This window comes from Solirubrobacter pauli (assembly GCF_003633755.1).
In the GTDB taxonomy this organism is placed as follows: Bacteria; Actinomycetota; Thermoleophilia; order Solirubrobacterales; family Solirubrobacteraceae; genus Solirubrobacter; species Solirubrobacter pauli.
The window spans coordinates 3,583,356-3,608,051 of sequence record NZ_RBIL01000001.1 but is presented as its reverse complement, the minus strand read 5'-3'; the positions used below and the strand labels follow the sequence as shown (position 1 = coordinate 3,608,051).

8 protein-coding genes are annotated in these 24,696 nt (G+C 68.8%); 1 reads left to right on the top strand and 7 read right to left on the bottom strand.

Features of this window, described 5'->3' with window-relative positions:
• From C8N24_RS16785 to C8N24_RS16775, 3 genes are all read right to left on the bottom strand, one after another.
• Positions 1–2,565 carry a DNRLRE domain-containing protein gene (locus C8N24_RS16785; protein ID WP_170179150.1) on the bottom strand — a complete coding sequence of 855 codons (2,565 nt, stop codon included), beginning with the start codon at positions 2,563–2,565 and terminating at the stop codon, positions 1–3.
• A 282-nt stretch (positions 2,566–2,847) separates the two neighbouring features.
• Positions 2,848–6,120, bottom strand: a complete 3,273-nt coding sequence (locus C8N24_RS16780) for a M14 family metallopeptidase (protein ID WP_121251717.1) — start codon at positions 6,118–6,120, stop codon at positions 2,848–2,850.
• A gap of 147 nt (positions 6,121–6,267) precedes the next feature.
• Positions 6,268–9,549 carry a M14 family metallopeptidase gene (locus C8N24_RS16775; protein WP_147447841.1) on the bottom strand — a complete coding sequence of 1,094 codons (3,282 nt, stop codon included), beginning with the start codon at positions 9,547–9,549 and terminating at the stop codon, positions 6,268–6,270.
• 182 nt (positions 9,550–9,731) lie between these two features.
• Here C8N24_RS16775 and C8N24_RS16770 point away from each other — a divergent pair, with 182 nt between their 5' ends.
• Entirely contained in the window at positions 9,732–10,673 is a 942-nt protein-coding gene (locus tag C8N24_RS16770; protein WP_170179149.1) for a putative metal-binding motif-containing protein, read from the top strand.
• Between the two features lie 43 nt (positions 10,674–10,716).
• Here the strand turns inward: C8N24_RS16770 and C8N24_RS16765 are convergent, their stop codons facing one another.
• From C8N24_RS16765 to rpoB, 4 genes are all read right to left on the bottom strand, one after another.
• Positions 10,717–13,638: a M14 family metallopeptidase gene (locus C8N24_RS16765; protein ID WP_121251709.1), complete on the bottom strand. Its 2,922-nt coding sequence runs from the start codon at positions 13,636–13,638 to the stop codon at positions 10,717–10,719.
• 153 nt (positions 13,639–13,791) lie between these two features.
• Entirely contained in the window at positions 13,792–16,692 is a 2,901-nt protein-coding gene (locus C8N24_RS16760; protein WP_121251707.1) for a M14 family metallopeptidase, read from the bottom strand.
• Positions 16,693–16,824: 132 nt separating this feature from the next.
• Positions 16,825–20,892 carry a DNA-directed RNA polymerase subunit beta' gene (locus C8N24_RS16755; RefSeq protein WP_121251705.1) on the bottom strand — a complete coding sequence of 1,356 codons (4,068 nt, stop codon included), beginning with the start codon at positions 20,890–20,892 and terminating at the stop codon, positions 16,825–16,827.
• A complete protein-coding gene (rpoB, locus tag C8N24_RS16750) occupies positions 20,893–24,459 on the bottom strand; it encodes a DNA-directed RNA polymerase subunit beta (RefSeq protein WP_121251703.1) in 3,567 nt (1,188 codons plus the stop codon).
• Between the last annotated feature and the right edge of the window lie 237 nt (positions 24,460–24,696).

Sequence of the window (24,696 nt, the reverse complement as noted above, 5' to 3'; positions counted from 1 at the left end):
TCAGCGCGTCTGGATCTCCAGGTCCAGGTCCGTCTGGAGCTGGCCCGCGGACACGAACGCCATCCGGCACCACCGCCCGGCGACGCCGATGCCATACGCGGTGTGGTTGCGGTACACCGGGCCGCCACTGCCGCCTTCGACGTACTGCTGCTTGACCTCACGGTCCGACTCATCGCTCCGCTTGCAGGTCCGGACGACGACCGTGTGCAACACCGTGTGACCGTCGTACTTGGCCTCGTAGTTGCTGTTGACGACGGTCCCGCACACCGTGTGGCGGTTCGCCGTCGGGTTGGGCGGTGCCTGCGTGACGCACATGCGCCGTCCCTTCGGTGGCCGCTTGCGCGCGACCCTCGTGATCTCGAAGTTCTCCTTGTGCGGCGTGTTGGACTCATCGTTCGCGGTGACGTAGATGTAACCGGGAGCGCTGTTCTCGAAGTCCGAGCCGTCGACCCGGATCGCCCCTACGTCCTTCTTGACGTTCGTGGCCCACTCGACCCGGCTCGTCTGCCCGAGCAGCTCCGGATGCGACGCCTCCTCTGGGGTCGGAGCCGTGATCGTGAACCAGCCCGTGTCGACCGAGCCGAGGCAGTGGCCCGCCGTCACGATGAACTCGTCACTGCCGTCCTTGGCCCAGAAGCCCGCCGTGCAGCCGTCGAGCCCGGTGCTGACGAGGTTGATGCCGCCGCGAAGCGGTGGTGGGCACGCGAGCCAGCCGTTGGGTGCGAGGCCGCACGGATCGAGCTCCTCGCGGGCCTCCATCCGCAGGTCTGTCTCGTCGACCGCGACGATCGTCGTCGGCGGGTCGACGGTGCCTGCCGCGGTCGTCACCTGCCCGTGCTCGGTCGGGGTGATCGTCGTGGCCTCCTCGACGAGCAGGCCGTTGAGCTCCACGTCCGCCGAAACCGTGACCTTGCCCGCGTCCGTGAGCGTGCTGAGCGCAGCTGAGACGTCGTCCTGCGCGTCGTCGAGCTCGGCCTCGTTGAACTCGACCGCGACGAAATCGGCCTCGGACAGGAGGTCGTGGTCGGCGAGCAGGTCCTCCGCGTCCTCGATCTTCGCGTTCGGGGGCGACGGCTGGTTCGTCTTGATGGCGATCTTGAAGCGGCCGTCGTCGTTGTCGTCGAACCACGTCCCGCCGAAGTCCGCCGGGTCGATGGCGTCCTCGATCGCACCGTTGAGGCTGCCGAAGCGGTCCTGCAACTGCAGCCGGCGGGCCGCTTCGGCCGCGGAGATGCCGGCGTCTTCGGTGTAGTCCTCGAGCGAGTTGCCCTGTGCCGCGCTGTCCGGATCTTCGGTCTGGGCGTACTGGATCGACAGGACGGGGTCGATCTCGACGAGCGGATCCTGTCGTGAGGCGAGCGCCTCGGCGAAGAAGAAGCCGTGGTTGGCGACCGCCCCCGACTGCCAGTCGCGCGTGAGCTGCGTCAGGTCCGGGATGGGGACCTGGTCGTTGCCCGCCCCGCCGAAGTACCCACCGAGCGTTGGCCACGTCCACTCCGTCGAACCGTCTGTCGTGTCCCACGTCACGTCGTTGGTCCACGCCTTCGTGAGCCTGCCGATCTCGTCGATGTCGTCCACACCGGTGAGCGTCGCGGCCTCGATGTACGCCCCAGGAGGCAGCGAGCCGAGGTCGAATCGCAGCAGCGTGCGGTAGTACTTGCAGACGTCCTGGCACACCTCGCCGACGACCAGCCCTTCGCCGCAGTAGGACTCCTCGTCCTCGCGAAGCTCGTCCCAGGCGATCGTGCAGCCGAGCGTCTCACCGACGACGACGGTCGGGTCGACCCGCACCGGCCACTTGCGCTCGTGCGCCGCGAGCCAGCCCCGGTCAGGGCTGATGCGCATCGACCAGCCCCCGACCCCACGCGTCAGCTTCGAGGTGACCGGGGCGCGGGCACCGGCCGCGTCGACCATCCACGCGGACGACAGCCGCATCCGCTTGGCGCCTGTCGCGTCGCGCAACTGGGTGACGCCGTCGCCCGCCTCCTGCGCGACCGTGCCGGCGGGCAGGCGGAGACCGAAATGGAAGTCGCGAGCGCTGGCCCGGTCTCGCACCACCATCTCCTCTCGCACTGCGTCGCCGGTCGCCGTGTAGCGCAGGTCGACCCCCGGCCATGCGTTCGCGTACGTCACCGAGGAGCCGTCGACACGAGCGGTGCCACGTGCACCGCTCGGGGCGAACGCAACCCATGAGCTGTCCGCACCGACCTTGATCTGCGCGTTGTCCGTGAGTCGCCGAGGCGCCGTGAACACGTACCGGTTGGCGCCGTTGCGCACGACGTCCCCGTCGATCCGGAGGCGATTGTCGATCGGTTGCCAGCGGTCGAGGTCGTCCTGGTAGTTGATGGACTCCGGCGACAGCCGCGTCTCGTAGGAGCCGTCGCGCGCCTCGTAGGTCCGCGACGTCCGCGTGCGCAGGTGCGGGACGTCCGCACCGCGCCGCGCGCTGGCTGCTGGGAGCGGATCGAGCGGCGGCGCCGCCGCCCGCACGCCGGTCCTCGAGGTGTCGTTCCGCGCCGAGTCCGCGAGCGCCACGCTCGGCAGGGCCAGCGCCACCAGCGTCACCCCGGCCGCGAGCCTCGTCCGCCGGCCCACCCCGAGTGACCGACCACGGGCCACCCCACGCACAGCAGCATCGACCATCACGCACCCACCCCACTTGTGAAGGTTTGAAGAGTCCTGCCCGGCGTGCGGCACTAAACACGCATGAGCACACCGGGTCAAGCCTCTTCAGCGCTCAGGCACCCGCGAGGGCGAAAAACGGACAGGAGGTGCCAGAACGACGGAGAGCCCGCCCTGGCACGGGAGTGCCAGGACGGGCTCTCGCTCAGCCCGAAGGCCGGGGGACTACGGGTTCGTCGTGCTCAGCGTGTACGTGAGCGTCTTGCTGTACGAGCCCGTGCGGAGCGGGTCGTTGGCGCCGATGGCCTGCTTGAAGGTCACGGTGACCTTCTCGTTGGACGTCGGGCCGGTCCACGTCTTGACGACGCCCAGGCCCTGCAGCGGCTGGGCCAGCGCGAACGCGCCGTTGACCAGCTTGCCGGTGTTGGTCGGGCTCGGGTCGGCGACCGTGAGGGTCGCGTCGCCGGCCGTCGACGTGACGGTCGCGTCGGTCGTCGCCGTGTACTCGCGGGCGAAGCCGGGGACGAACGTCGGGAACGACGCCGGGGCGCCGAGCGTCAGCGACAGCGTCGCCGGCACGGTGCCGCCGACGGTGCCGTCGGTGCTGTTGCCGATGTCCAGGCGCTGGGTCTGGACCGCGGACTGGTTGCCCTTGATGTCCACGGCGAACCACTTGACCTGGTGCACGCCCGGGGCGCTGATGGTCAGCACCTCGCCGACGCTGCGGGCCCGCTGGTTGTTGTAGACGGGCGAGGAGAGCGTCGGCGTCGAGCCGTCGGTCGTGTAGTGGATGACCGCCGCTTCGTCGTTCCAGTTGAACTTGAAGTTGATCGGCGCGCCGACCGTCTTCGCCTCCGAGACCTCGATCGAGGTGCTCGGCGGGGTCACGTCCTTGCCGTAGTCGTACGCGGACTCGACGAGGCCGAAGTTGCCGGCCGCGAACTCGAGCGCCTCGTCACGGCCCTCGTTCACGAGGCCGCTGTTGCAGGTACCGGTGCTGCCGCCCGTGCCGACCGCGCCGAAGCACGGCTGGAAGCCGACGATCTGCGTGCTCGTGCCGGACGTCGTCGACGTGAAGCGGTCAGCGCCCGTCTCGAACGAGTAGGCGATGATGCCCTTGCGGTACCAGCCGTCGTCGGCCGAGTTGCCGGCGGCGGAGTACAGCACGTCGGCGATCGGGCCGGTGCGCTGCGGCAGGATCACGGTGCCGCGCGAGTCCTTGATGCGCTTGAGGATCTTCTCGCCGGCCTCGAAGAAGTACTTCTCGATGCCGATGTTCGGCGCGGGCGCCGTGGTGCGGTTGCCGTCGTCCTTGTAGGAGCCGGGCGCCCACATGAAGTACCCACCGTAGGAGTGGATGTTGTTCATGAACTTGATGTTCGGGAACGTGTCCACGACCCAGGTCTCGTTACGGGTCTCCGGCTCGGAGTACTCGCCCGGGCCGGCGTACGTGTCGCTGTTGCAGTTCTGGTCCGCGCCGGCGTAGCCGTCGAACAGCGAGTACTCGCCGCTGTTGCGGTTCATGTCGACGCCCCAGGTGTTGCGCGACGCCGGGTCCGAGTTGCCCGAGGCCGGGCAGTAGTTCACGAGCGTGCGGCGCTGGGAGTTGCTGTCGTACATCGAGTAGTGCGCGCCGTCCGGGTTGGAGTTCGGCGAGATGAACACCTCGACGTTGTCCAGCAGCTGCTTCGTCTGCGGGTCGGTCGCGTAGTTCTCGACGAGCTCGTGCGCCGTCTGGATGCACGTCAGGCCCGTGGCCCACTCACGCGCGTGCTGCTGGCAGAACAGGAAGACGCCCGGCTTGCTGCCGTCGCGCTTGGTGCCGATGCGGTACAGGTGCTGCTGGAACGGGCCGCGCGCGACGCTCGCGGGCGCGTTGAGGAAGTCGTCGAGGTTCACGCGCGCGTGGGCCGGGACGATGCCGGGCCCGGGGTTGCCGCGGAACGTCGTCGCCGTCACGAGCGCCGAGGCGGCGGCGTTCGCGTTGATGGCCGCGACGACGTCACGGGTCCGCGAGCTCAGGGCGCCCTGGGCGTCCGTGGCCAGCGAGACCGAGATCAGCTTGTCGGTGACCGTGACGCCGAGCGGCGAGTTCGGCGCGCCCGGGTTCAGGAACTCGGCCTGGACCTGGTCGCCGCCGTTCTGCCCGAACTCCTTGGCGGTCAGCACGACGGCCGAGATCGGACCGCCGGTGATCTCGTCGATCTTGAACGTGTAGCTGCCGAGCGCGCCCTGGTAACCGGAGATCTCGTACGTGTACGTGCCGTCGGCCGGGAACGTCTGATCGACCTGCTCCGGGCTCGTGCCCGTGTCGATCTGCTGCATGACCTTGCCGCTCGGATCCTTCAGTGTGAGGATGAAGTCCGGCTTCGGGCTCGCGGTGGAGTCCACGATCGCCCGGGCGGACTGGTCCTTCTTCGCGTTGAACGAGAAGGTCGCGACGGGCTGCGCGGCCGTGGTCGTACCGGTCTGGAGCGGCTGCAGATTGCCGCCGATGGTGACCGGCGGCGTCGAGCCGATGCCGGTGGTGCCGAACATCATCGCCTGCGACTTGCGCTGGTAGCCCGACGTCTTCTCCGGCATGTTGACGACCGACACGAGCTCGGGGTACCGCGCCGCCAGGGCGTCGAGGTCCGCGCGGTTCTCGGTCGGGTCCATGTACTTCGTGAAGAACGGCTGGTTCTTGAAGCCCTCGACGTGCGGCGGCAGGTCCTTGCCGAGCCACTCGGTGACCGGGAAGGTCTCGACGCTGGCGGCGGCACCGCCGTTGGTCGCCGTGGTGGCGATGCGGATCGTCTTGATGTCCGCCGGGGCGTTGGCGGGCAGGCGGATCAGCTGCCGGTGGTACAGGTACACGTCCGGCGTGGTGTCGGTGTCGATGAACCGACCCATGTTCGTCGCCGTGCTGTAGACGCCGTCCGCGCCCGCGTACGACACGGCGAGCGTGGGACCGGTGACCGAGTTGTTGGCCGCGACCTTGGTCGACTTGTTGAACGCCTCGATGTAGATGAAGCGAGCCTTGGCCGTGTTCGGAGCCAGGCCGACGATGTCGGTGAAGGTGTTGGCGCGCTGGATGACGGTGTCACCCGGCAGCGGCACGACCGAGCGGCCCTCGAACTTGGTGCCCTTGAGACCGTCCTCGGCGACGGTCTTCGCGAGCTCCTCCTCATCGAGGATCTCCTGGCGCTCGCGCATCCGCTCCTTGCCGGTGTTCGAGTCCTCGATCGTGGCGCCGACCTTGTAGCCCGCCTTCTCGAGCGCGTCCTCTTCCTCAGCGGTCGCGAACACGTTCAGCAGGATCGAGCCGTCGTCGTTGACGCGCTTGTACTCCGCGGCGTCGTACTTGGTCACGACCTTGTCGACGTCGCTCTGCGAGCCGACGGTGACCTCGAGCAGCTTCTGGAACGGGGTGCCGTCATCGGCGGCGAACGCCGACTGGCCTCCCGCCAGCAACAACGCCGAAGCCGCGAACGCGGCTAGCGCAGTCTTCCCAACCATGGGTAGAACCCTCCATTCATAGACCCACGTCCCCCTCCCTCACACACACGGGCGGACGTCAGAGCGGTATGTGACCAGAAATGAAGAGATCTCGCCAGGTCCGGGCGTGGAAATCGCTCCACGCCCGGACCTATGGCTAGGCGGTGACTACGGGTTCGTCGTGCTCAGCGTGTACGTGAGCGTCTTGCTGTACGTGCCCGTGCGCAGCGGATCGTTCGCACCGATCGCCTGCTTGAAGGTCACCGTGACCTTCTCGTTCGACGTCGGGCCGGTCCACGTCTTGATGACGCCGAGACCCTGCAGCGGCTGGGCCAGCGCGAACGCGCCGTTGACGAGCTTGCCGGTGTTCGTCGTGCTCGGGTCGGCGACCGACAGCGTCGCGTCACCCGCGGTGGACGTGACCGTCGCGTCGGTGGTCGCCGTGTACTCGCGCGCCACGCCCGGCGTGAACGTCGGGAACGTCGCCGGAGCGCCGAGCGTCAGCGACAGCGTCGCCGGCACGGTCCCGCCCACGGTGCCCGTCTCCTCGGTCGCGCCGACCAGCACGCGCTTGGTCTGGACCGCCGACTGGTTGCCCTTGATGTCCACGGCGATCCACTTGATGAGGTTCTCGCCGAGCTTCGTGAGCTGCAGCACCTCACCGAGGCCGCGGGCACGCTGGGCGTTGTAGGTCGGCGAGGACAGCGTCGGCGTCGAGCCGTCGGTCGTGTAGTGGATGACCGCGGCCTCGTCATCCCAGTTGAACTTGAAGTTCACCGGGAACGTGCCCTTCTCGGCCGACACCTCGACCGAGGTCTTCGGCGGCGTCGTGTCCATCGCGTAGTCGTACGCGGACTCGACCATGCCGAAGTTGCCGGAGGCGAACTCCATGGCCTGGTCGCGGCCCTCGTTGAGCAGCACCGGGTAGTCGTCGCAGATCGGGTAGCCGAACTGCGTGTTGGACCCGCCGTAGGTGCCGGGACCCGCGAAGCACGGCTGGAAGCCGGTCGGGATCTGGGCGGTGCCGCTCGTGGTCGAGATGAAGCGGTCCGCGCCCGTCTCGAACGAGTAGCTGATGATGCCCTTGCGGTACCACTGGTCGTCCGCCGAGTTGCCGGCGGCCGAGTACAGAACGTCCGCGATCGGGCCGGTGCGCTCCGGCAGGATCACCGTGTTGCGGTACTCCTTGATGCGGGTGAGGATCTTCTCGCCGGCCTCGAAGAAGTACTTCTCGATGCCGATGTTCGGCGCCGGCGCCGTCGTGCGCATGCCGTCGTCCTTGTAGGAGCCCGGCGCCCACATGAAGTAGCCGCCGAACGAGTGGATGTTGTTCGCGAACTTGATGTTCGGGAACGTGTCCGCCACCCACTTCTCGTTCTTGATCTCCGGCTCGGAGTACTCGCCCGGGCCGGCGTACACGTCGCTGGTGCAGCTCGGCGACGCGCCGGCGTAGCCGTCGAACAGCGAGTACTCGCCGTTGTTGCGGTTGAGGTCCACGCCCCAGGCGTTGCGTGCCGCCGGGTCGCTCACGCCGAGCGAGTCCGCGCAGTGGTTGGTCATGTTGCGCCGCTGGGAGGCGTAGTCGTACATCGAGTAGTGGCCGCCGTCCGGGTTGACGTTCGGCAGCACGAACACCTCGACCTGGTCCAGCAGCTTCTTCGTGTCGGGGTCGGTCGCGTAGTTCTTGACCAGCCGCTCGGCGGTCTCGACGCAGCTCAGGCCGGTCGTCCACTCGCGAGCGTGCTGCTGGCAGTAGAGGAAGACGCCGACCTTCGAGCCGTCACGGACGGAGCCGATCCGGTAGACGCGCTGCTGGAACGGGCCGCGCGCGACGTGCGCGGGCGCGTTGAGGAAGTCGTCCAGGTTGACCTTGGCCCGCGGCTGGACGATGCCGGCCCCGGCGTTGTTGCGGTACGTCGTGGCGCTCACCAGCGCCGTCGCCGCGGGCGAGGCGTTGATCGCGTCGACGACCTGCTTGGCCGTGCTGACGGCCGCGCCGGACTCGTTGGTCGCCAGCGTGACGACGATGTCCTTGCCCGTGACGGCGACGGACAGCGGGGCATTGGCCGTGGCCGCCGCCTTGACCTCGGCGGTGATCTGGTCGCCGCCCTGGTGGCCCCAGTCCTTGGACGTCAGGACGACCGCGCCGTTGGCGGCCTCGGCGGAGGACACCTGGACGGGCTGCACCTTGAACGTGAAGTCACCCAGGTCGCCGTCGTAGCCGGAGACCTCGAACGTGTACGTGCCGGTCACCGGCAGGTTCAGGTTCGTGATGAACTCGGGGCTCGTGCCCGTGTCGATGGGGCCGCTGATCACGGCGCCGGTCGGGCTCTTGAGCGTGAAGATGAAGTCGGTCGAGCCGCCCGGGATGCCGTCGACCGTCGCGAAGATGCGCTGGCCCGCGGTGCCGTTGAACGGGATCGAGGCGACCGGCGCCGCGGCCGTGATCTCGCCCGTGGACTCGGCGATCGGCGCACCGTAGACGGCCGGCGGGGCGACGCCGATGCCGGACGTGCCGGACAGGATCGCCTGCGACTTGCGCTGGTAGCCGTTCGTCAGGTTCGGCAGGTTGACCGCCGTCACCAGGTTCGGGAACTCCGCGGCCAGCTTGTCCAGCTGCGCGCGGTTCTCCGTCGGGTCCTGGTACCGGGTGAAGAAGCCCTGCTGGTAGCCGGCGACGTGCGGCGGCAGCGAGCTGCCGAGCCACTCCGTGACCTTGAAGGTGTCGACCGAGCCCGTGCTCGCGGCGACCCGGACGGTCATCTGGGACGCCGGGATGTTGGCCGCGGCGCCCGTGAGGCGGATCAGCTGACGGTTGTAGAGGTACTCGTCAGGCGTCGTGTCCGTGTCGATGAAGCGCGGCATCGCCGTGTCGGCCGGGACGAAGTTGCCGTCCGCGCCCGCGTACGCCATCTGCAGCGTCGGGCCGGTGAACTGCGTGTTGCTGCCGGCGACGCGCTGGATCGCCTTGTTGTGCGCCTCGACGTAGAGGAACGTGCCGGCGTAGTTGGTGAACTTGTTGGCGCGCTGGATCACCGTCTCGCCCGGCTGGGCGACGGCGGACCGCGTCTTCGGCACGCCGTTCTCGGCGTACTCGGCCGTGCGGCTGTCGAGCTCGCGCTGGGCGTCGCGTGCGGCCGCGATCGCCTCGCGGTGCTCGGGCGTCTCGATCGTGCGGCCGATCTTGAAGCCGCGCTGCTTGAGCTGGCCGATCTCGGCCGGCACCGCGTCGATGGCGACGACGATGTCGTTCGCGCTCTCCACGCGCTTGTACTCAGCGAGATCGAACCCGTCGTCGATCAGCGCGTCGATGTCGGACTCGCTCCCGACGTGGACCTCGATCAGCGACGCGTCCGCGTCCGGGAAGTCGGTGTCGGCGTACGCCAGACCTCCTCCCGATAACAGCAACGCTGACGCGAAGACGGCGGCCAGCGATGTTCTCCCGACCATGGGCAGAACCCTCCATGTGTATGGAACACAAGGGGGCGAGCCGAGCCATCAGGAAAGGCTCACCCCTCCTCAGGGGCCCATTCTGCATCCATCACGCCTCCATGTCCAATGGGGTCTGCGTTCAGGTCCGCGTACGGCTGTCCCCAAGGTTCTCCCAACCGCGAGACGGCAGACTCGGTCCGATGAGGGCAGGACTCATCGCGGGCGCGCTGCTGGCGCTCGCCGTGGCGGAGCCGGCGCTGGGGCAGGCCGAGGTTCCGTGCACCAACGTGGGCGGCGGGAAGTTCGAGTGCGGCTGGTTCCGCTCAGGTGACGGCCGGTCAGGCGGTTCGATCGTCGCCGTCGGCACCACCACCGTCGGCTACCTCCACCAGGGTCGCAACTGGATCCAGTGCGAGGAGCAGGGCGGCGACATGCGCAGCGCCGACGGCTATCGCAACCACTGGTTCGGCTGGACGCAGGCCGACAACGGCGCGTGGGGCTGGGCGAGCGCGCTGGACGCGTCCGGCGGGGACGACTACGGCTCCTTCGGCGGCGGAACGCCGCCGTGCAACGGGGCGCACGGGACGCCGCCCAGCTACAACGGCGCCTGGGGCTCGCCACCCGCGACGAGCCCCAGTCCGCCGCCGAGCCCGACGACACCGGCCGTTGACGCGGACCGTGACGGCGTCGCGCCGCCGACCGACTGCGACGACACCAACTCGCGCGTGTATCCGGGCGCGCCCGAGGTGGTCGGGGACGGCATCGACCAGGACTGCAACGGCGCGGACGCGGCCGGGCGGGTGAGCGCGACGATCGTCTTCAGCTCGCGCAGCACCCGCACGTCGACCCGATTCAGGAGCCTACGTGTGGCCGAGGCACCCGCCGGCGCGCAGGTCGCCGTCACCTGCACCGGCCGCCGGAAGGGCTGCCCGAGGTCGCAGACGCTCACCACCTCGGCGAAGGGCAGCGTCTCGCTCACGAAGCTGTTCCGCAAGCCGCTGAAGGTCGGCGCGCGTGTGCGTGTCGCCGTGACCACGCCGAACGCGATCGGCAAGGTCCGCGAGCTGCGGATCGCGCGCAAGCGGGTGACGGGCCGGACGCTGTGCCTGGCGCCCGGCGCCGTCGAAGCCACCCGGTGCTGACCGCTGACGGGCCCGCTCGCGGCGAGCGGGCCCGTCGGGTCTCCTACGGGTTGGTCGTGCTCAGCGTGAAGGTGAGCGTCTTGCTGTAGGTGCCGGTGCGCAGGGCGTCGTTGGCGTCGATCGCCTGCTTGAACGTGACCGGGACCCGCTCCGAGGACGTCGGAGCGCTCCACGTCTTGACGACGCCGAGGCCCTGCAGGGACTGCGGCAGCGTGAACGCGCCGTTGACCAGTTTGCCGGTGTTGGTCGTGCTCGGGTCGGCGACCGTCAGGGTCGCGTCGCCGGCCGTCGAGGTCACCGTCGCCTCCGTGTTCGCCGTGTACTCGCGCGCGAGGCCCGGGACGAACGTCGGGAACGAAGCCGGTGCGCCCAGCGTGAGCGACAGCGTGGCGGGCACGCTGCCGCCGACCGTGCCGTCGGCGTCGTCGGCCGCGACCAGCAGCCGCTGCGACTTCACCGGCGAGACGTTGCCCTTCATGTCGACCGCGATCCACTTGATCGTGTGCGCGCCCAGGGCGGACACCGTCAGCACCTGACCCGGGCGGCGGATGCCCTGGGCCTCGTACTTCGGCGAGTCGGTGGTCGGGGTCGAGCCGTCCGTCGTGTAGTGGATGACCGCCGCCTCGTCGAGCCAGTTGAAGCGGTAGTTGATCGGCTCACCGGACGTCTGCGCGGCCGAGAACTCGATGCCGACGTTCGGCGCCTTCGTGTCCTGCGAGTACTCGAGCGCACCCTGGAGCAGGCCGTAGTTGCCGTCGGCGAACTCCTGCGTGGACAGGCGGCCCTCGTTGACCATCAGCGGGTCCGGGTTGCTGGCCGTGCCGCACTGGGACGCGGTCGACGTGTTCGTGCCGCCGTGGGTACCCGGGCCGCCGAAGCACGGCTGGAAGCCGACGTCACGGCGCGAGATGGCGCCGGTGGTCGGGTTGACGGTCATGCGCTGCGCGCCTGCCTCGAACGAGTAGGAGATGATCCCCTTGCGGTACCACTGGTCGTCGGCCGAGTTGCCCGCGGCCGAGTACAGGACGTCCGCGATCGGGCCCGTGCGCTCCGGCAGCAGGACCGTGTCGCGCGAGTCGGCGATGTGCGACAGGATCGTCTCCGAGACCTGGAAGAAGTACTTCTCGATGCCGATGTTCGGCGCCGGCAGCGTCTCGCGGTTCTGGGACTTGTACGCGCCCGGCGCCCACATGAAGTAGCCGCCGTGCGTGTGGATGTTGATCGCGAACTTGATCTTCGGGAACGTGTCCGCGACCCACAGCTCGTTCTTCATCTCCGGCTCGGAGCCCTCGAACGCACCGGCGAACACGTCGCTGGTGCAGCTCGCCGTGCCGAGGTCCGCCCCGACGTAGCCGTCGAACGCCGAGCCGACGGTCGCGTTGCGGTTGAGGTCGACGCCCCAGTTGTTGCGGTTGCCGACGTTGCCGCTGGCCGAGCCGGGCGGGCAGTAGTTGGCCATGTTGCGGCGCTTGGAGTTGAAGTCGTACATCGAGTAGTGCGCGCCGTCCGGGTTGGCCGACGGCAGGATGAAGATGTCCAGGTTGTCGACGTAGGACTTCGTGGTCGGGTCGGTCGCGTAGTTCTTGACCAGGCGCTCGGCCGTCTCGAGGCACGTGATCGGGGTGACCCACTCACGCGCGTGCTGCTGGCAGTAGATGTAGACACCGACCTTGGAGCCGTCCCGCTGCTTGCCGATGCGCAGGATGCGCTGCTCGAACGGGCCGCGCTTGACGCTCGCGGGGGCGGCGAGGAAGTCCGACAGCGTCACGCGGGCACGGGCCTGGACGATGCCGGAACCGGCGTTGGCGGCGTACGTGTAGGCGGTGACCAGCTCGCTCGCGGGCGCCGACGCGTTGATGGCGTCACGCACCTGCGCGGCGGTCGAGGACAGCGCGCCGGTCGCGTTCGTCGCCAGGTTGACCGTGATGCTCTTGCCGTCGACGGCGACCGTCAGCGGCGCGTCCGCGGTGGTCGGAGCGATGAACTCGGCGGTGATCTCGTTGCCGCCGAGGTGCCCCATGGCCTTCGAGAACAGCTGCACCGCGGAGCCCGCGTTGGCGCCGCTCGGGTTCGATCCGGGCGCGGTGGTGCCGGCCATCATCGCCATCGCCTGACGCTGGTAGCCCGGCGTCTTGTGCGGCAGCGTGACCAGCTCGGCGATGTCCGAGTTGCCGGCCACCAGCGCGTCGATCCGCTCGTAGACCTCCGTCGGGTCCATGTACTTGGTGATGAAGTCCTTCTGGAAGGCGGCGACGCGCGGGGGCACCTGCGAGGTCGCCCACTGGGTCGGCGTCGCGGAGTCGCTCGAGCCGGTGGCGGCGGCGACGCGGACTCGAAGGTCGGCCGTCGGGACGTCGGCGTGCGCACCTCGCAGCGCGACCAGGTACCGGTGGTACATGTAGCGGCCGGCGTCGGAGAAGCGGGTGCCGTTGACCGGCGTCGTGTACTGGGCGTCAGGGCCCGCGTAGGAGAGCTGGAGCGCCGGGCCGCCGGTGTTGTTCGGCTCGTGGCCCTTGTTGTGCGCCTCCACGTAGAGGAAGCGGCCCGCGTAGTTGGTGAACGTGTACGCGCGCATGATCACCGTCTCGCCCGCGGGCGGAACGGCCCCGCGCAGCTTGGCGGCGCTGACGCCGTTCTCCGCGAACTCGGCGGCGCGCGCCTCGCTCGCGGTGGTCGCGGCGATCTCCGCCTTGCGCGCTTCCCAGGTGCTCTTGTCCTCGACGACCTCGCCGATGGTGAAGCCGCGGGCGCGCAGCACGCCCTCCTCGGCCGGTGTCAGGTAGACCGCCGCCTCGGTGTGGTCACCCACGTAGCCGACGTCGTGCGTCGACTCGAGCCCGTGGATCGCTTCCTCGCTCGGATGCGTGACCTTGATCAGCCGTCGCTCCGTGTCCTGCGCGAACGCGGAACCGCCCGCGCCGAGCATGATCGCCGTGCCGAGCAACGTCGCCCGGGCCAGCCGCACTACCCCTCTTCCAGCCACCGTGTCGAACCCTCCGTTCGAAATGACCGACGGCCGTCTTCCGATGACGGCCAAGTCAAGGAATATGAACAGAAGATGAGCGTCGGTGCACCATGCGCGGGCGTGGATTTGCCTCCACGCCCGCGCACCCACGACCTACGGGGAGGTCGTGCTCAGCGTGAAGGTCAGGGTCTTCGCGTAGGTCCCTGTCCGAAGGGCGTCGGCCTTGCCGATCGCCTGCTTGAACGTGACCGTGACCTTCTCGTTGCTGGTCGGCGCCGACCACGTCTTGACGACGCCCAGGCCCCGCAGCGGCTGGGGCAGGGCGAACGCGCCGTTGACGAGGTGACCCGGGTTCGCCCCGGTGTCGGCCACGCTCAGCGTCGCGTCACCGGCCGTCGAGATGACGGTCGCGTCGGTCGACGCCGTGTACTCGGCGTCCACGCCCGGCACGAACGCGCCGAACGTCGCCGGCGTGCCGAGCGTGAGCGCGAGCGTCGCGGGCACCGTCCCGCCGACCGTCCCCTGCTCCCCGATCTGCAGCGCCTGCGTCTGCACCGCCGACTGGTTGCCCTTGATGTCCGTGGCGAACCACTTGACCTCGGTGACGCCGGGCTTGGTGACCGTGAGCAGCTCGCCGAGGCCGCGCGGGCGCTCGGCGTTGTAGGTCGGTGACGCGAGCGTCGGCGTCGAGCCGTCGGTGGTGTAGCGGATGACCGCCGCCTCGTCGAGCCAGTTGAACTTGAACGTGATCGGCGCGCTGTCGGACTGAGCGGCCGAGTACTCGATCGACGTCTTCGGCGCCGTCGTGTCCAGGGCGTAGTCGTACGCCGCCTCGATCATGCCGAAGTTGCCGGAGGCGAACTCCATCGCCTGGTCGCGACCCTCGTTGGCGAGGCGCGGGTCGGCGCCGCCGGTGGCTGCGCCGAACGGCGGCTGGAACCCGGTCTGGATCTGCGCCGTCCCCTCCTCGGTCGAGATGAAGCGGTCGGCACCGGTCTCGAAGCCGTAGCCGATGATGCCCTTGCGGTACCAGTGGTCGTCGGCCGAGGAGCCGGCGCCGGAGTAGATCACGTCCGCGATCGGGCCCGTGCGCGCCGGCGTGATCACCGTGCCGCGGTGCTCCTTGATCCGGCCGAGGATCTTCTCGCCCGCCTGGAAGAAGTACTTCTCGACGCCGATGTTCGGCGCGGGCGACGTCGTGCGCTTGCCGTCGTCCAGGTACGCGCCCGGAGACCACATGAAGTAGCCGCCGAACGAGTGCATGTTGCTCGCGAACTTGATGTTCGGGTACGTGTCCGCGATCCACATGTCGTTCTTGGTCTCGGGCTCGGAGGCCTCGCCCGGGCCCGAGTAGCTGTCGGCCGTGCAGTCGCCCGACGCGCCCACCCACGGGCCGTCGAAGCGCGAGTACTCGGTGTAGTTGCGGTTGAGGTCGACGCCCCACTGGTTGCGCCCGAGCGGGTCGTTGTAGGCGCAGTAGTTGGTCATGTTGCGCCGCTGGGAGGCGAAGTCGTACATCGACAGGTGCCCACCGTCGGGGTTGCCGTTGGCGTGGATGAACACCTCGACGTTGTCGAGCAGCTGCTTGGTCTGCGGGTCGGTCGCGTAGTTGCGGACCAGCCGCTCGGCCGTCTCGACGCAGGTGAGGCCGGTCGTCCACTCGCGCGCGTGGACCTGGCAGGTGAAGAACACGCCGACCTTCGTGCCGTCGCGGTGCGCGCCGATCCGGTACACGCGCTGCTGGAACGGGCCGCGCTGGACGTGCGCGGGCGCGTTCAGGTAGTCCTTCATCAGCGTCTTGGCGGTCGGCTGGGCGATGCCCTGGCCGAGGTTGCCGCGGAAGGTCGAGGCGGTCACGAGGGCCGCGGCGGCGGGGCTGGCGTTGATGGCCGCTACGACGTCCGCCGTCTTGCTCGCCGGCGCGCCCGCGGCGTCACCCGCCAGGCTGACGACGATGCCGGAGCCGTCGACCGCCACCAGCAGCGGCGCGTTCGGCGCGGCCGGCGCCTTGAGCTCGACCGAGACGGCGTTGCCGCCCTCGTGGCCCCAGGCCTTGGTGTTGATCACCAGCGCCTGCGTCGCGCGGATCGCCGCGGTCTGCGTGGCGTCGGTGCCGACGTTGCCGAGGCTGCCGTTGTTGGCGACCTGGTCGGCGTACGGCGTCTTGAGGCCGACGATGCCCATCGCCTTGCGCTGGTAGCCGGCGCTCAGGTGCGGCAGGTTGACCGCCGTGACCAGGTTCGGGAACTCGGTCGCGAGCTTGTCCAGCTGCGCCCGGTTCTCCGTCGGGTCCTGGTAGCGGTTGAAGAAGCCCTGCTGGTAGCTCGCGACGTGCGGCGGCAGCGTGCCGCCCGGCCAGGTCGTGACCTTGCTGGTGTCCACGGCGCCGGAGCTCGACGCCACCCGCACGGTGAGCTCACCGACCGGGATCTGCGCCGCCGGGCCGGTCAGGCGCACGAGCTGGCGGTGGAACATGTAGGTGTCCGGCGTCGTCGTGCCGTCGGTGTAGCGCTGCATGTCGGTCGCCGCCGCGTAGACGCCGTCGGCGCCCGCGTACGACAGCGCCTGCGTCGGGCCGCTGAACGACGTCGGCCCCGTCGACACCGTGGCCTTGTTGAACGCCTCCACGTACAGGAACGTGCCGGCGTAGTTCGTGAACCGGTCCGCGCGCTGGATCACCGTCTCCCCGCGCGCGGCGACCGCCGCCCGGGTCTTCGGCGCACCGGCCTCCGCGTACGCGGCGGCGAGATCGTCCGCCTCGCGCTGCGCGTCGCGCTCCTCGGCGACGGCCGCGCGCGTGGTCGCGTCCTCGATCGTGCTCCCGATCCGGAAGCCCTCGGCGCGGAGCGCGGCCCGGTCAGCGGCCGTGGCGTCGGCGACGATCAGGACCGAGCCGTCCTCCTCGACGTGCTTGTACTCCGCGAGGTCGTAGCGCTCGCTCAGCGCCGAGATGTCCGTGCCCGCGGGCACGAACACCTGCACGAGCGCGCTGTCCGCGGTCGGCAGCTCGTCGCTCGCCGCGGCCGGTGCCGCGCCGGCGAGCAGCGCCACCACGGCCAAGATCGCAATCCTCAAGGTCCCCTCCGTCTCGGTTGAGACGGCAATGAGAGCACGCGGAAGACCCCGGAAACAAGAAGGGCCCGCTCAGAGCGGGCCCTTCGTACTACTTCACCTCAGAGGCGCGACCTACTTGCGGTCGTCGCCATCCAGGTCGGCGCCGATGTCGTCGAACGAGCCACCCGCCGGGCCGAAGCCGGCGTTGATCTCGTCCAGCTCGGTCGTGTCGAACGCCGGGCCGAAGCCCTGCAGGCCCTCGCCGTCGTCCAGACCCAGCTCGGCGGCGAGGTCGTCGCCGTCGAGGAGGCCGACGTCGTCGATGCCGCGGGGGAGCGGCTCCGACGGCTCGATCTCGATCGAGCGGTAGCGCTTGAGGCCCGTGGCCGCCGGGATCAGCTTGCCGATGATCACGTTCTCCTTCAGGCCCGCGAGACGGTCGATCTTGCCCTCGAGGGCAGCGTCCGTCAGGACCTTCGTCGTCTCCTGGAAGGAGGCGGCCGAGAGGAAGGAGTCGGTGGCCAGGGAGGCCTTGGTGATGCCGAGGATGATCTCGGCGTGCACGGCGGGCTCGCCGCCGGCCGCGATCACCTTGTCGTTGATCTTCTTGAACTCGTGACGGTCCACGAACTGGCCCGGGAGCAGGTCCGTGTCGCCCTTCTGCTCGACGCGCACCTTCTTGAGCATCTGACGCACGATCAGCTCGATGTGCTTGTCGTGGATGTCCACGCCCTGCGACTTGTAGACCTCCTGGACTTCCTTGACCAGGTAGACCTCGGTGTCGGTGCGGCCGCGGAGCTCCAGCAGCTCGTGCGGGTACAGCGAGCCCTCGTTGAGCTGCCGGCCGGCCTCGATGACCTCGCCCTCGGCCACGTGCAGACGCGTGCGGCGCGGGAACGAGTGACGGTGCTCCTCGCCGGCGTCGTCCGTGATGACCACGGTGCGGGCCTTGTCGGTGTCCTCCACCGACACGGTGCCGCCGACCTCGGCGATCTTCGCGAGACCCTTCGGCTTGCGCGCCTCGAACAGCTCGACGATGCGCGGGAGGCCGTGCGTGATGTCCGCGCCGGCGACGCCGCCGGTGTGGAACGTACGCATGGTCAGCTGCGTGCCGGGCTCGCCGATCGACTGCGCGGCGACGATGCCGACCGCGTCGCCGATCATGGCGGTCTGGCCGGTGGCCATGGCGCGGCCGTAGCACTTCTGGCACACGCCGACGGTCGCCTCGCACTTGAGCGTCGAGCGGACCGGGACGGTGGTCGGGGCGGTGCCGTTGCCGGCGATCAGCGCCGCGAACTCCGCGCGGCCGATCTCCTCGCCCTTGTTGACCAGGATGTCCTTGCCGATCTTGATGTCCGCCGCCGCGACGCGGCCGACGAGCATGTCGTTCGGCTCGCCGTCGAGCTTGTACGTCGGCGAGTCCAGGAACTCCTCGGTGCCGCAGTCCTCGATCCGGATGATCACGTCCTGCGCGACGTCGACCAGACGGCGGGTCAGGTACCCCGAGTCGGCCGTACGCAGGGCGGTGTCCGCGAGGCCCTTGCGGGCGCCGTGGGTCGAGGTGAAGTACTCGATGACGTCGAGGCCCTCCATGAAGTTCGCCTTCACGGGACGCTCGATGATCTCGCCCTTCGGGTTGGCCATGAGGCCACGCATGCCGGCCAGCTGGCGGATCTGCTTGAACGAGCCACGGGCGCCGGAGCTGGCCATCATGTAGATGGAGTTCAGCTGGTCGGTCGTCTGGATGTGCTCGATCATCGCCTCGGCGACTTCCTCAGTCGCCGCGTTCCACTGGTCGGTGACGGCGATGTGCCGCTCCTCCTGCGTGATCAGGCCGTCCTCGTACTGCTCCTGCAGGTCGGCGACCCGCTGCTCGTACTTGGCCAGGATCTCCTGCTTGGACGGCGGCACGACCACGTCGTTCTTGGAGATCGTGATGCCGGCCTGCGTGGCGAAGCGGAAGCCGAGGTCCTTGAACGCGTCCAGGACCTGCGAGATCGCGCCCGCGCCGAAGGCCTGCACCAGGTCGTCGACGAACTGGGTCGTGTCGCGCTTGCGCAGGGACTTGTTGATGTAGACGTACTGCGAGCGATCGAAGTCCTCGCCCATCGTCTCTTCCAGCGCGCGCTCGATCTTGTCGTTGAAGATGATGCGCCCGACCGTGGTGAGCGTGTGCGTGCTGCCCTCGGCCCACTCCGTCCGGTACTGCGCGACGTCGTGCAGCTGCACGAGGTTGTGCTCGTACGCCAGCTCGGCCTCCTGGGCGGAGCGGAACACGTGCACCTTCGGCTCGTACGTGGCCGGGTCGATCTTGATCAGGTCCTCGATCTCGGGGCCGTACGTGAGGTAGTACGTGCCGAGGATCATGTCCTGCGTCGGCGTGGCCAGCGGAGCGCCGTGCGCCGGGGACAGGATGTTGTTGGACGAGAGCATCAGCACGCGCGCCTCGGCCTGGGCCTCGGCGGAGAGCGGGAGATGCACGGCCATCTGGTCGCCGTCGAAGTCCGCGTTGAACGCGTGGCAGACGAGCGGGTGGACCTGGATCGCCTTGCCCTCGACGAGCACGGGCTCGAAGGCCTGGATGCCCAGGCGGTGGAGCGTGGGGGCGCGGTTCAGGAGCACCGGGTGCTCGTGGATGACCTCTTCGAGGACGTCCCAGACCTCCGGGATCATCGAGTCGACCATCTTCTTGGCCGCCTTGATGTTCTGGACGGCCTTGCGCTCGACGAGGCGGGCCATGATGAACGGCTTGAACAGCTCGAGCGCCATCAGCTTCGGCAGGCCGCACTGGTGCAGGCGCAGCGACGGGCCGGCCACGATGACCGAGCGGCCCGAGTAGTCGACGCGCTTGCCGAGCAGGTTCTGGCGGAAGCGGCCCTGCTTGCCCTTGAGCATGTCGCTCAGGGACTTCAGGGCGCGGTTGCCCGGGCCCGTGACGGGCCGGCCGCGGCGGCCGTTGTCGAACAGCGCGTCGACGGCCTCCTGCAGCATCCGCTTCTCGTTGTTGACGATGATCTCCGGCGCGCCGAGGTCCAGGAGCCGCTTGAGGCGGTTGTTCCGGTTGATGACGCGGCGGTAGAGGTCGTTGAGGTCGGAGGTCGCGAAGCGGCCACCGTCCAGCTGCACCATCGGGCGCAGCTCCGGCGGGATCACCGGGACGGCCTCGAGGATCATCATCTCCGGCTTGTTGCCGGAGTGCAGGAAGGCCGAGACGACCTTCAGGCGCTTGACGGCGCGCTGCTGCTTCTGGCCCTTGGCCGTGCGCACCTGGTCCTCGAGCTCGACCCGCTCCTCCTCGAGGTTGACCTGCTCGAGCAGGTCGCGGACCGCCTCGGCGCCCATGCCGCCGCGGAAGTACTCGCCCCAGCCGTACGGCGAGCCGAAGCGCTCCTTGAGCTCACGGAACAGCGTCTCGTCGTTGACGACCTGCTTGGGCGTCATGTCCTGGAAGAGGTCCCAGACCTGGCGCAGACGCTCCATGGCGTCCTCGATGTACGCCTCGGTGTCCGTGCGGTCGGCCTCCAGGGACTTGCGCATGTCCTTGATGTGCTTCGTGCGCTCGTCGTCCTCGAGCTTCTTGACGTCGATGTCAAGGTGCTCGGCCCAGAGGTGGTCCTCGTCGCCGAAGCCCGTCTGAGAGCCGCTGCGGAGGTACTCCTCACGGCGCTCGAGGGACTCGTCGATCTCCTGCAGGCGCAGGTTCTTCTCGGCGGCGTACTCGTCGAGGGACTCGTTGACCTTGCCGGCCAGCTCCTCGAGGTCGGCCGCGCGCGCGTCCTCGTCCACCCACGTGACCATGGAGGCCGCGAAGTAGAGGACCTTCTCGAGCTCCTTGGGAGCCATGTCGAGCAGGTAGCCGATGCGCGACGGGACGCCCTTGAAGAACCAGATGTGGCTCACGGGGGCGGCCAGGTCGATGTGGCCCATGCGCTCACGGCGCACCTTGGACCGCGTGACCTCGACGCCGCAGCGCTCGCAGACGATGCCCTTGTAACGGACGCGCTTGTACTTGCCGCAGTAGCACTCCCAGTCCTTGGTCGGACCGAAGATGCGCTCGCAGAAGAGGCCGTCCTTCTCCGGCTTCAGCGTGCGGTAGTTGATCGTCTCGGGCTTCGTCACCTCACCGGAGCTCCAGCTCCGGATCTGCTTCGAAGAGGCGAGACCGATCTCGATGGCGTCGAAATTGTTGATGTCGATCACTTACTCGGTCTCCTCACCGTCGGTGGCGGCGGCTTCGATGTAGCCCGCGTCGGTCGCCGCGTCGTCGTCTGTCTGGCCCTCTTCGCCCTCGGCGATCTCCAGGCTCTCGTTCTCGTCGTTCGCCTGGCCGTCGGTGGCACGCACGCCGCTGAGGTCGATGCCGAGCTCCTCGGCCGCACGCAGCAGGTCGTCGTCCTCGTCGCCCATCTCGGCACGCGCCCCGTCGTCGGAGACGACGTTGACGTCGAGCGCCAGCGACTGCATCTCCTTCAGGAGGACCTTGAAGGACTCGGGGATCGACGGCTCGGCGATGTTCTCGCCCTTGACGATCGCCTCGTAGGCCTTCACGCGCCCGACGGTGTCGTCGGACTTGATGGTGAGCATCTCCTGGAGCGTGTAGGCGGCGCCGTACGCCTCGAGGGCCCACACCTCCATCTCGCCGAAGCGCTGGCCGCCGAACTGCGCCTTGCCGCCCAGCGGCTGCTGGGTGACGAGCGAGTAGGGGCCCGTCGAGCGAGCGTGGATCTTGTCGTCCACGAGGTGGTTGAGCTTCAGGATGTACATGTAGCCGACGGTCACGCGCTTCTCGAACGGCTCGCCGGTGCGGCCGTTGAAGAGCTGGAGCTTGCCGGAGGCCCGCTCACCCGCTCGCGCGTTCTCGTCGATCTCCATGCGGATCGCGCCCTTGTGCTCGCGCTGCCACTGCAGCAGGGCGTGATCGACGTCCGCGACCGTGGCGCCGTCGAAGACGGGCGTGGCCACGTAGACCTTGCCGCGCTCCTTCTCGTCCTTGGTCTTGAACGCCTCGGTGCCGTCGTCGTACCAGCCCTCGGCCGCGGCCCACCCGAGGTGGGTCTCGAGGATCTGCCCGATGTTCATGCGCGACGGCACGCCCAGCGGGTTGAGGATCACGTCGACCGGGGTGCCGTCCTCGAGGAACGGCATGTCCTCCTCGGGGACGATCTTGGAGATGACGCCCTTGTTGCCGTGGCGGCCGGCGAGCTTGTCGCCCTCCTGGATCTTGCGCTTCTTGGCGACGAAGACGCGGACCAGGTCGTTGACGCCCGGGGACAGGTCGTCACCCGCGGCGCGGCTGAACGTCTTGACGTCGATGACGACGCCGGACGAGCCGTGCGGCACCTTCAGGGAGGTGTCGCGCACCTCGCGCGCCTTCTCCTTGAAGATCGCGCGGATCAGCTTCTCCTCGGCGGTGAGCTCGGTCTCGCCCTTCGGCGTGACCTTGCCGACCAGCAGGTCGCCCGACTGGACCTCGGCGCCGATGCGGACGATGCCGCGGTCGTCGAGGTTGCGCAGCGACTCCTCCGAGCGGTTCGGGATGTCGCGCGTGATCTCCTCGTCGCCGAGCTTCGTCGTGCGGGCGTCGACCTCGTACTCCTCGATGTGGATCGAGGTGAGCTCGTCGTCCTTGACGATGCGGCGGCTGAGGATGATCGCGTCCTCGAAGTTGTAGCCCTCCCAGGACATGAAGGCGACGCGCAGGTTCTTGCCCAGCGCCATCTCGCCCTTGTCGGAGCTCGAGCCGTCGGCGAGGAGCTCGCCCTCCTGCACCTGCTGGCCGACCTTGATGACCGGCTTCTGGTGGATGAGCGTGCCCTGGTTCGAGCGCATGAACTTCTGCAGCTCGTACTCGTCGCGGTTGCCGTCCTCGGTGGCGATGACGATCCGCGTCGCGTCGACGAAGTCGATCGTGCCGGCGTTGCGGGCCAGCAGGACGTCGCCCGAGTCGAACGCCGCGCGGCGCTCCATGCCGGTGCCCACGAGCGGGGCGTCGGTCTTCAGGAGCGGCACGGCCTGGCGCTGCATGTTCGAGCCCATGAGCGCGCGGTTGGCGTCGTCGTGCTCGAGGAACGGGATCATCGCCGTCGCGACGGACCAGATCTGCTCCGGCGAGACGTCGATCAGGTCGACCTCGGTCGGGGCCACGTACACGTACTGGCCGGCCTGCGTACGGCAGAGGATCGAGTCGCCGGTCAGGCCGCCGTTCTCATCGAGCGGCTCGTTGGCCTGGGCGATGAGGCGCTCCTGCTCCTCGGTCGCGTCCAGGTGGACGATGTCGTCGGTGATCTTGCCGTCCTTGACCACCCGGTACGGCGTCGTCACGAAGCCGTGCTCGGAGATCTGGGCGTACGAGGACAGCGAGCCGATCAGGCCGATGTTCGGACCCTCGGGGGTCTCGATCGGGCACATGCGGCCGTAATGGGTCGGGTGGACGTCTCGCACCTCGATCGGCGCGCGCTCGCGCGTCAGGCCGCCGGCGCCCAGCGCCGACAGGCGGCGGCGGTGCGTCAGGCCCGAGAGCGAGTTGTTCTGGTCCATGAACTGGCTGAGCTGCGAGGAGCCGAAGAACTCCTTCAGCGCGGCCACGACCGGGCGGATGTTGATGATCGTCTGCGGCGTGATCGTGTCCGCGTCCTCGGTGGTGAGGCGCTCGCGGACGACGCGCTCCATGCGGTACAGACCGATGCGGAACGCTTCCTGGATCAGCTCGCCGACGGTGCGCAGCCGGCGGTTGCCGAAGTGCTCGTACTCGTCCAGGTGGTCCTCGACGGCCTCGCGCGGGCGGCTGAGCGCCTCCGCGGCGTAGTCCTTGAGGTCCTCGTCGAGCTCCTCGGAGATGCCGAGGACGTTCGGGAGCTTCACGAGCTCGCGGACGAGCGCGAGGATGTCGTCGTGCGTGAGCGTGCGGACGTCGAGGTCGATGTCCAGGCCCAGGCGCGAGTTCAGCTTGTAACGGCCGACGCGCGTGAGGTCGTAGCGCTTCGGGTCGAAGAAGAGCTGGTTCAGGAGCGCGCGCGCGTTGTCCACGGACGGCGGCTCGCCCGGGCGCTGCTTCTTGAACAGCTCGATCAGCGCGCCCTCTTCCGAGCGCGTGACCTCGGTGTCGGCGTCGATCGTGTTGCGGATGTAGAGGCTGTCGTTGAACAGCTTCAGGATCTCTTCGTCCGTGCTGTAGCCCATCGCCCGCAGCAGCACCGTGACGGGCAGCTTGCGCTTGCGGTCGATGCGGACGTAGACGCGGCCCTTCTTGTCGATCTCGAGCTCGAGCCACGAACCGCGGGCCGGCATGAGGTTGGCGACGAAGACCTGCTTCTCCGGGTCCTTCGGCTCCATCAGGTAGGCGCCCGGCGAGCGGACGAGCTGCGTCACGACGACGCGCTCGGTGCCGTTGATGATGAAGGTGCCGCGGTCGGTCATCCACGGGAAGTCGCCCATGAAGACGGACTGCTCGCGGATCTCACCGGTCTCGCGGTTGATGAAGCCGACCGTGACGGTCAGCGGCCGCGCGTACGTGAGGTCCTTCTCACGGCACTCGTCCAGGGACGCCACCGGGTTGTCGAACGTGAACTCCCCGAACTGCACGGCCAGGTTGCCCGTGTAGTCCTCGATCGGCGAGATGTCGTCGATCGTCTCGCGCAACCCACCGCCCTCAGGATCAACCAACCAGGCGAAGGACTTCTTCTGGATGTCGATGAGGTTCGGGACCTCAACGGACTTGTCGAGGCGCGCGAACGTACGTCGCGTGCGGGGAGCGTCAACGGAAGCCAAGACGGCGACTCCTCAAGAGGGTCGTAGGGCGGCGGGGGAGGTGCACTGGACATGCCGGAGGCATACAGGCGCGACCAACCAAGATAGCACAGGGGGTTACGAACCCCCGCGCAAGGGGCGCTCGACGCTCACGGACCCCGCCCGGCCCGGCTCCCGTATGTGGCGGGAAGGGCATAGTGGACGGCTGCGACTATCGGCCGAGTGCCCTAGAGGATAGCGACGCCCGCAAGCCCGGGC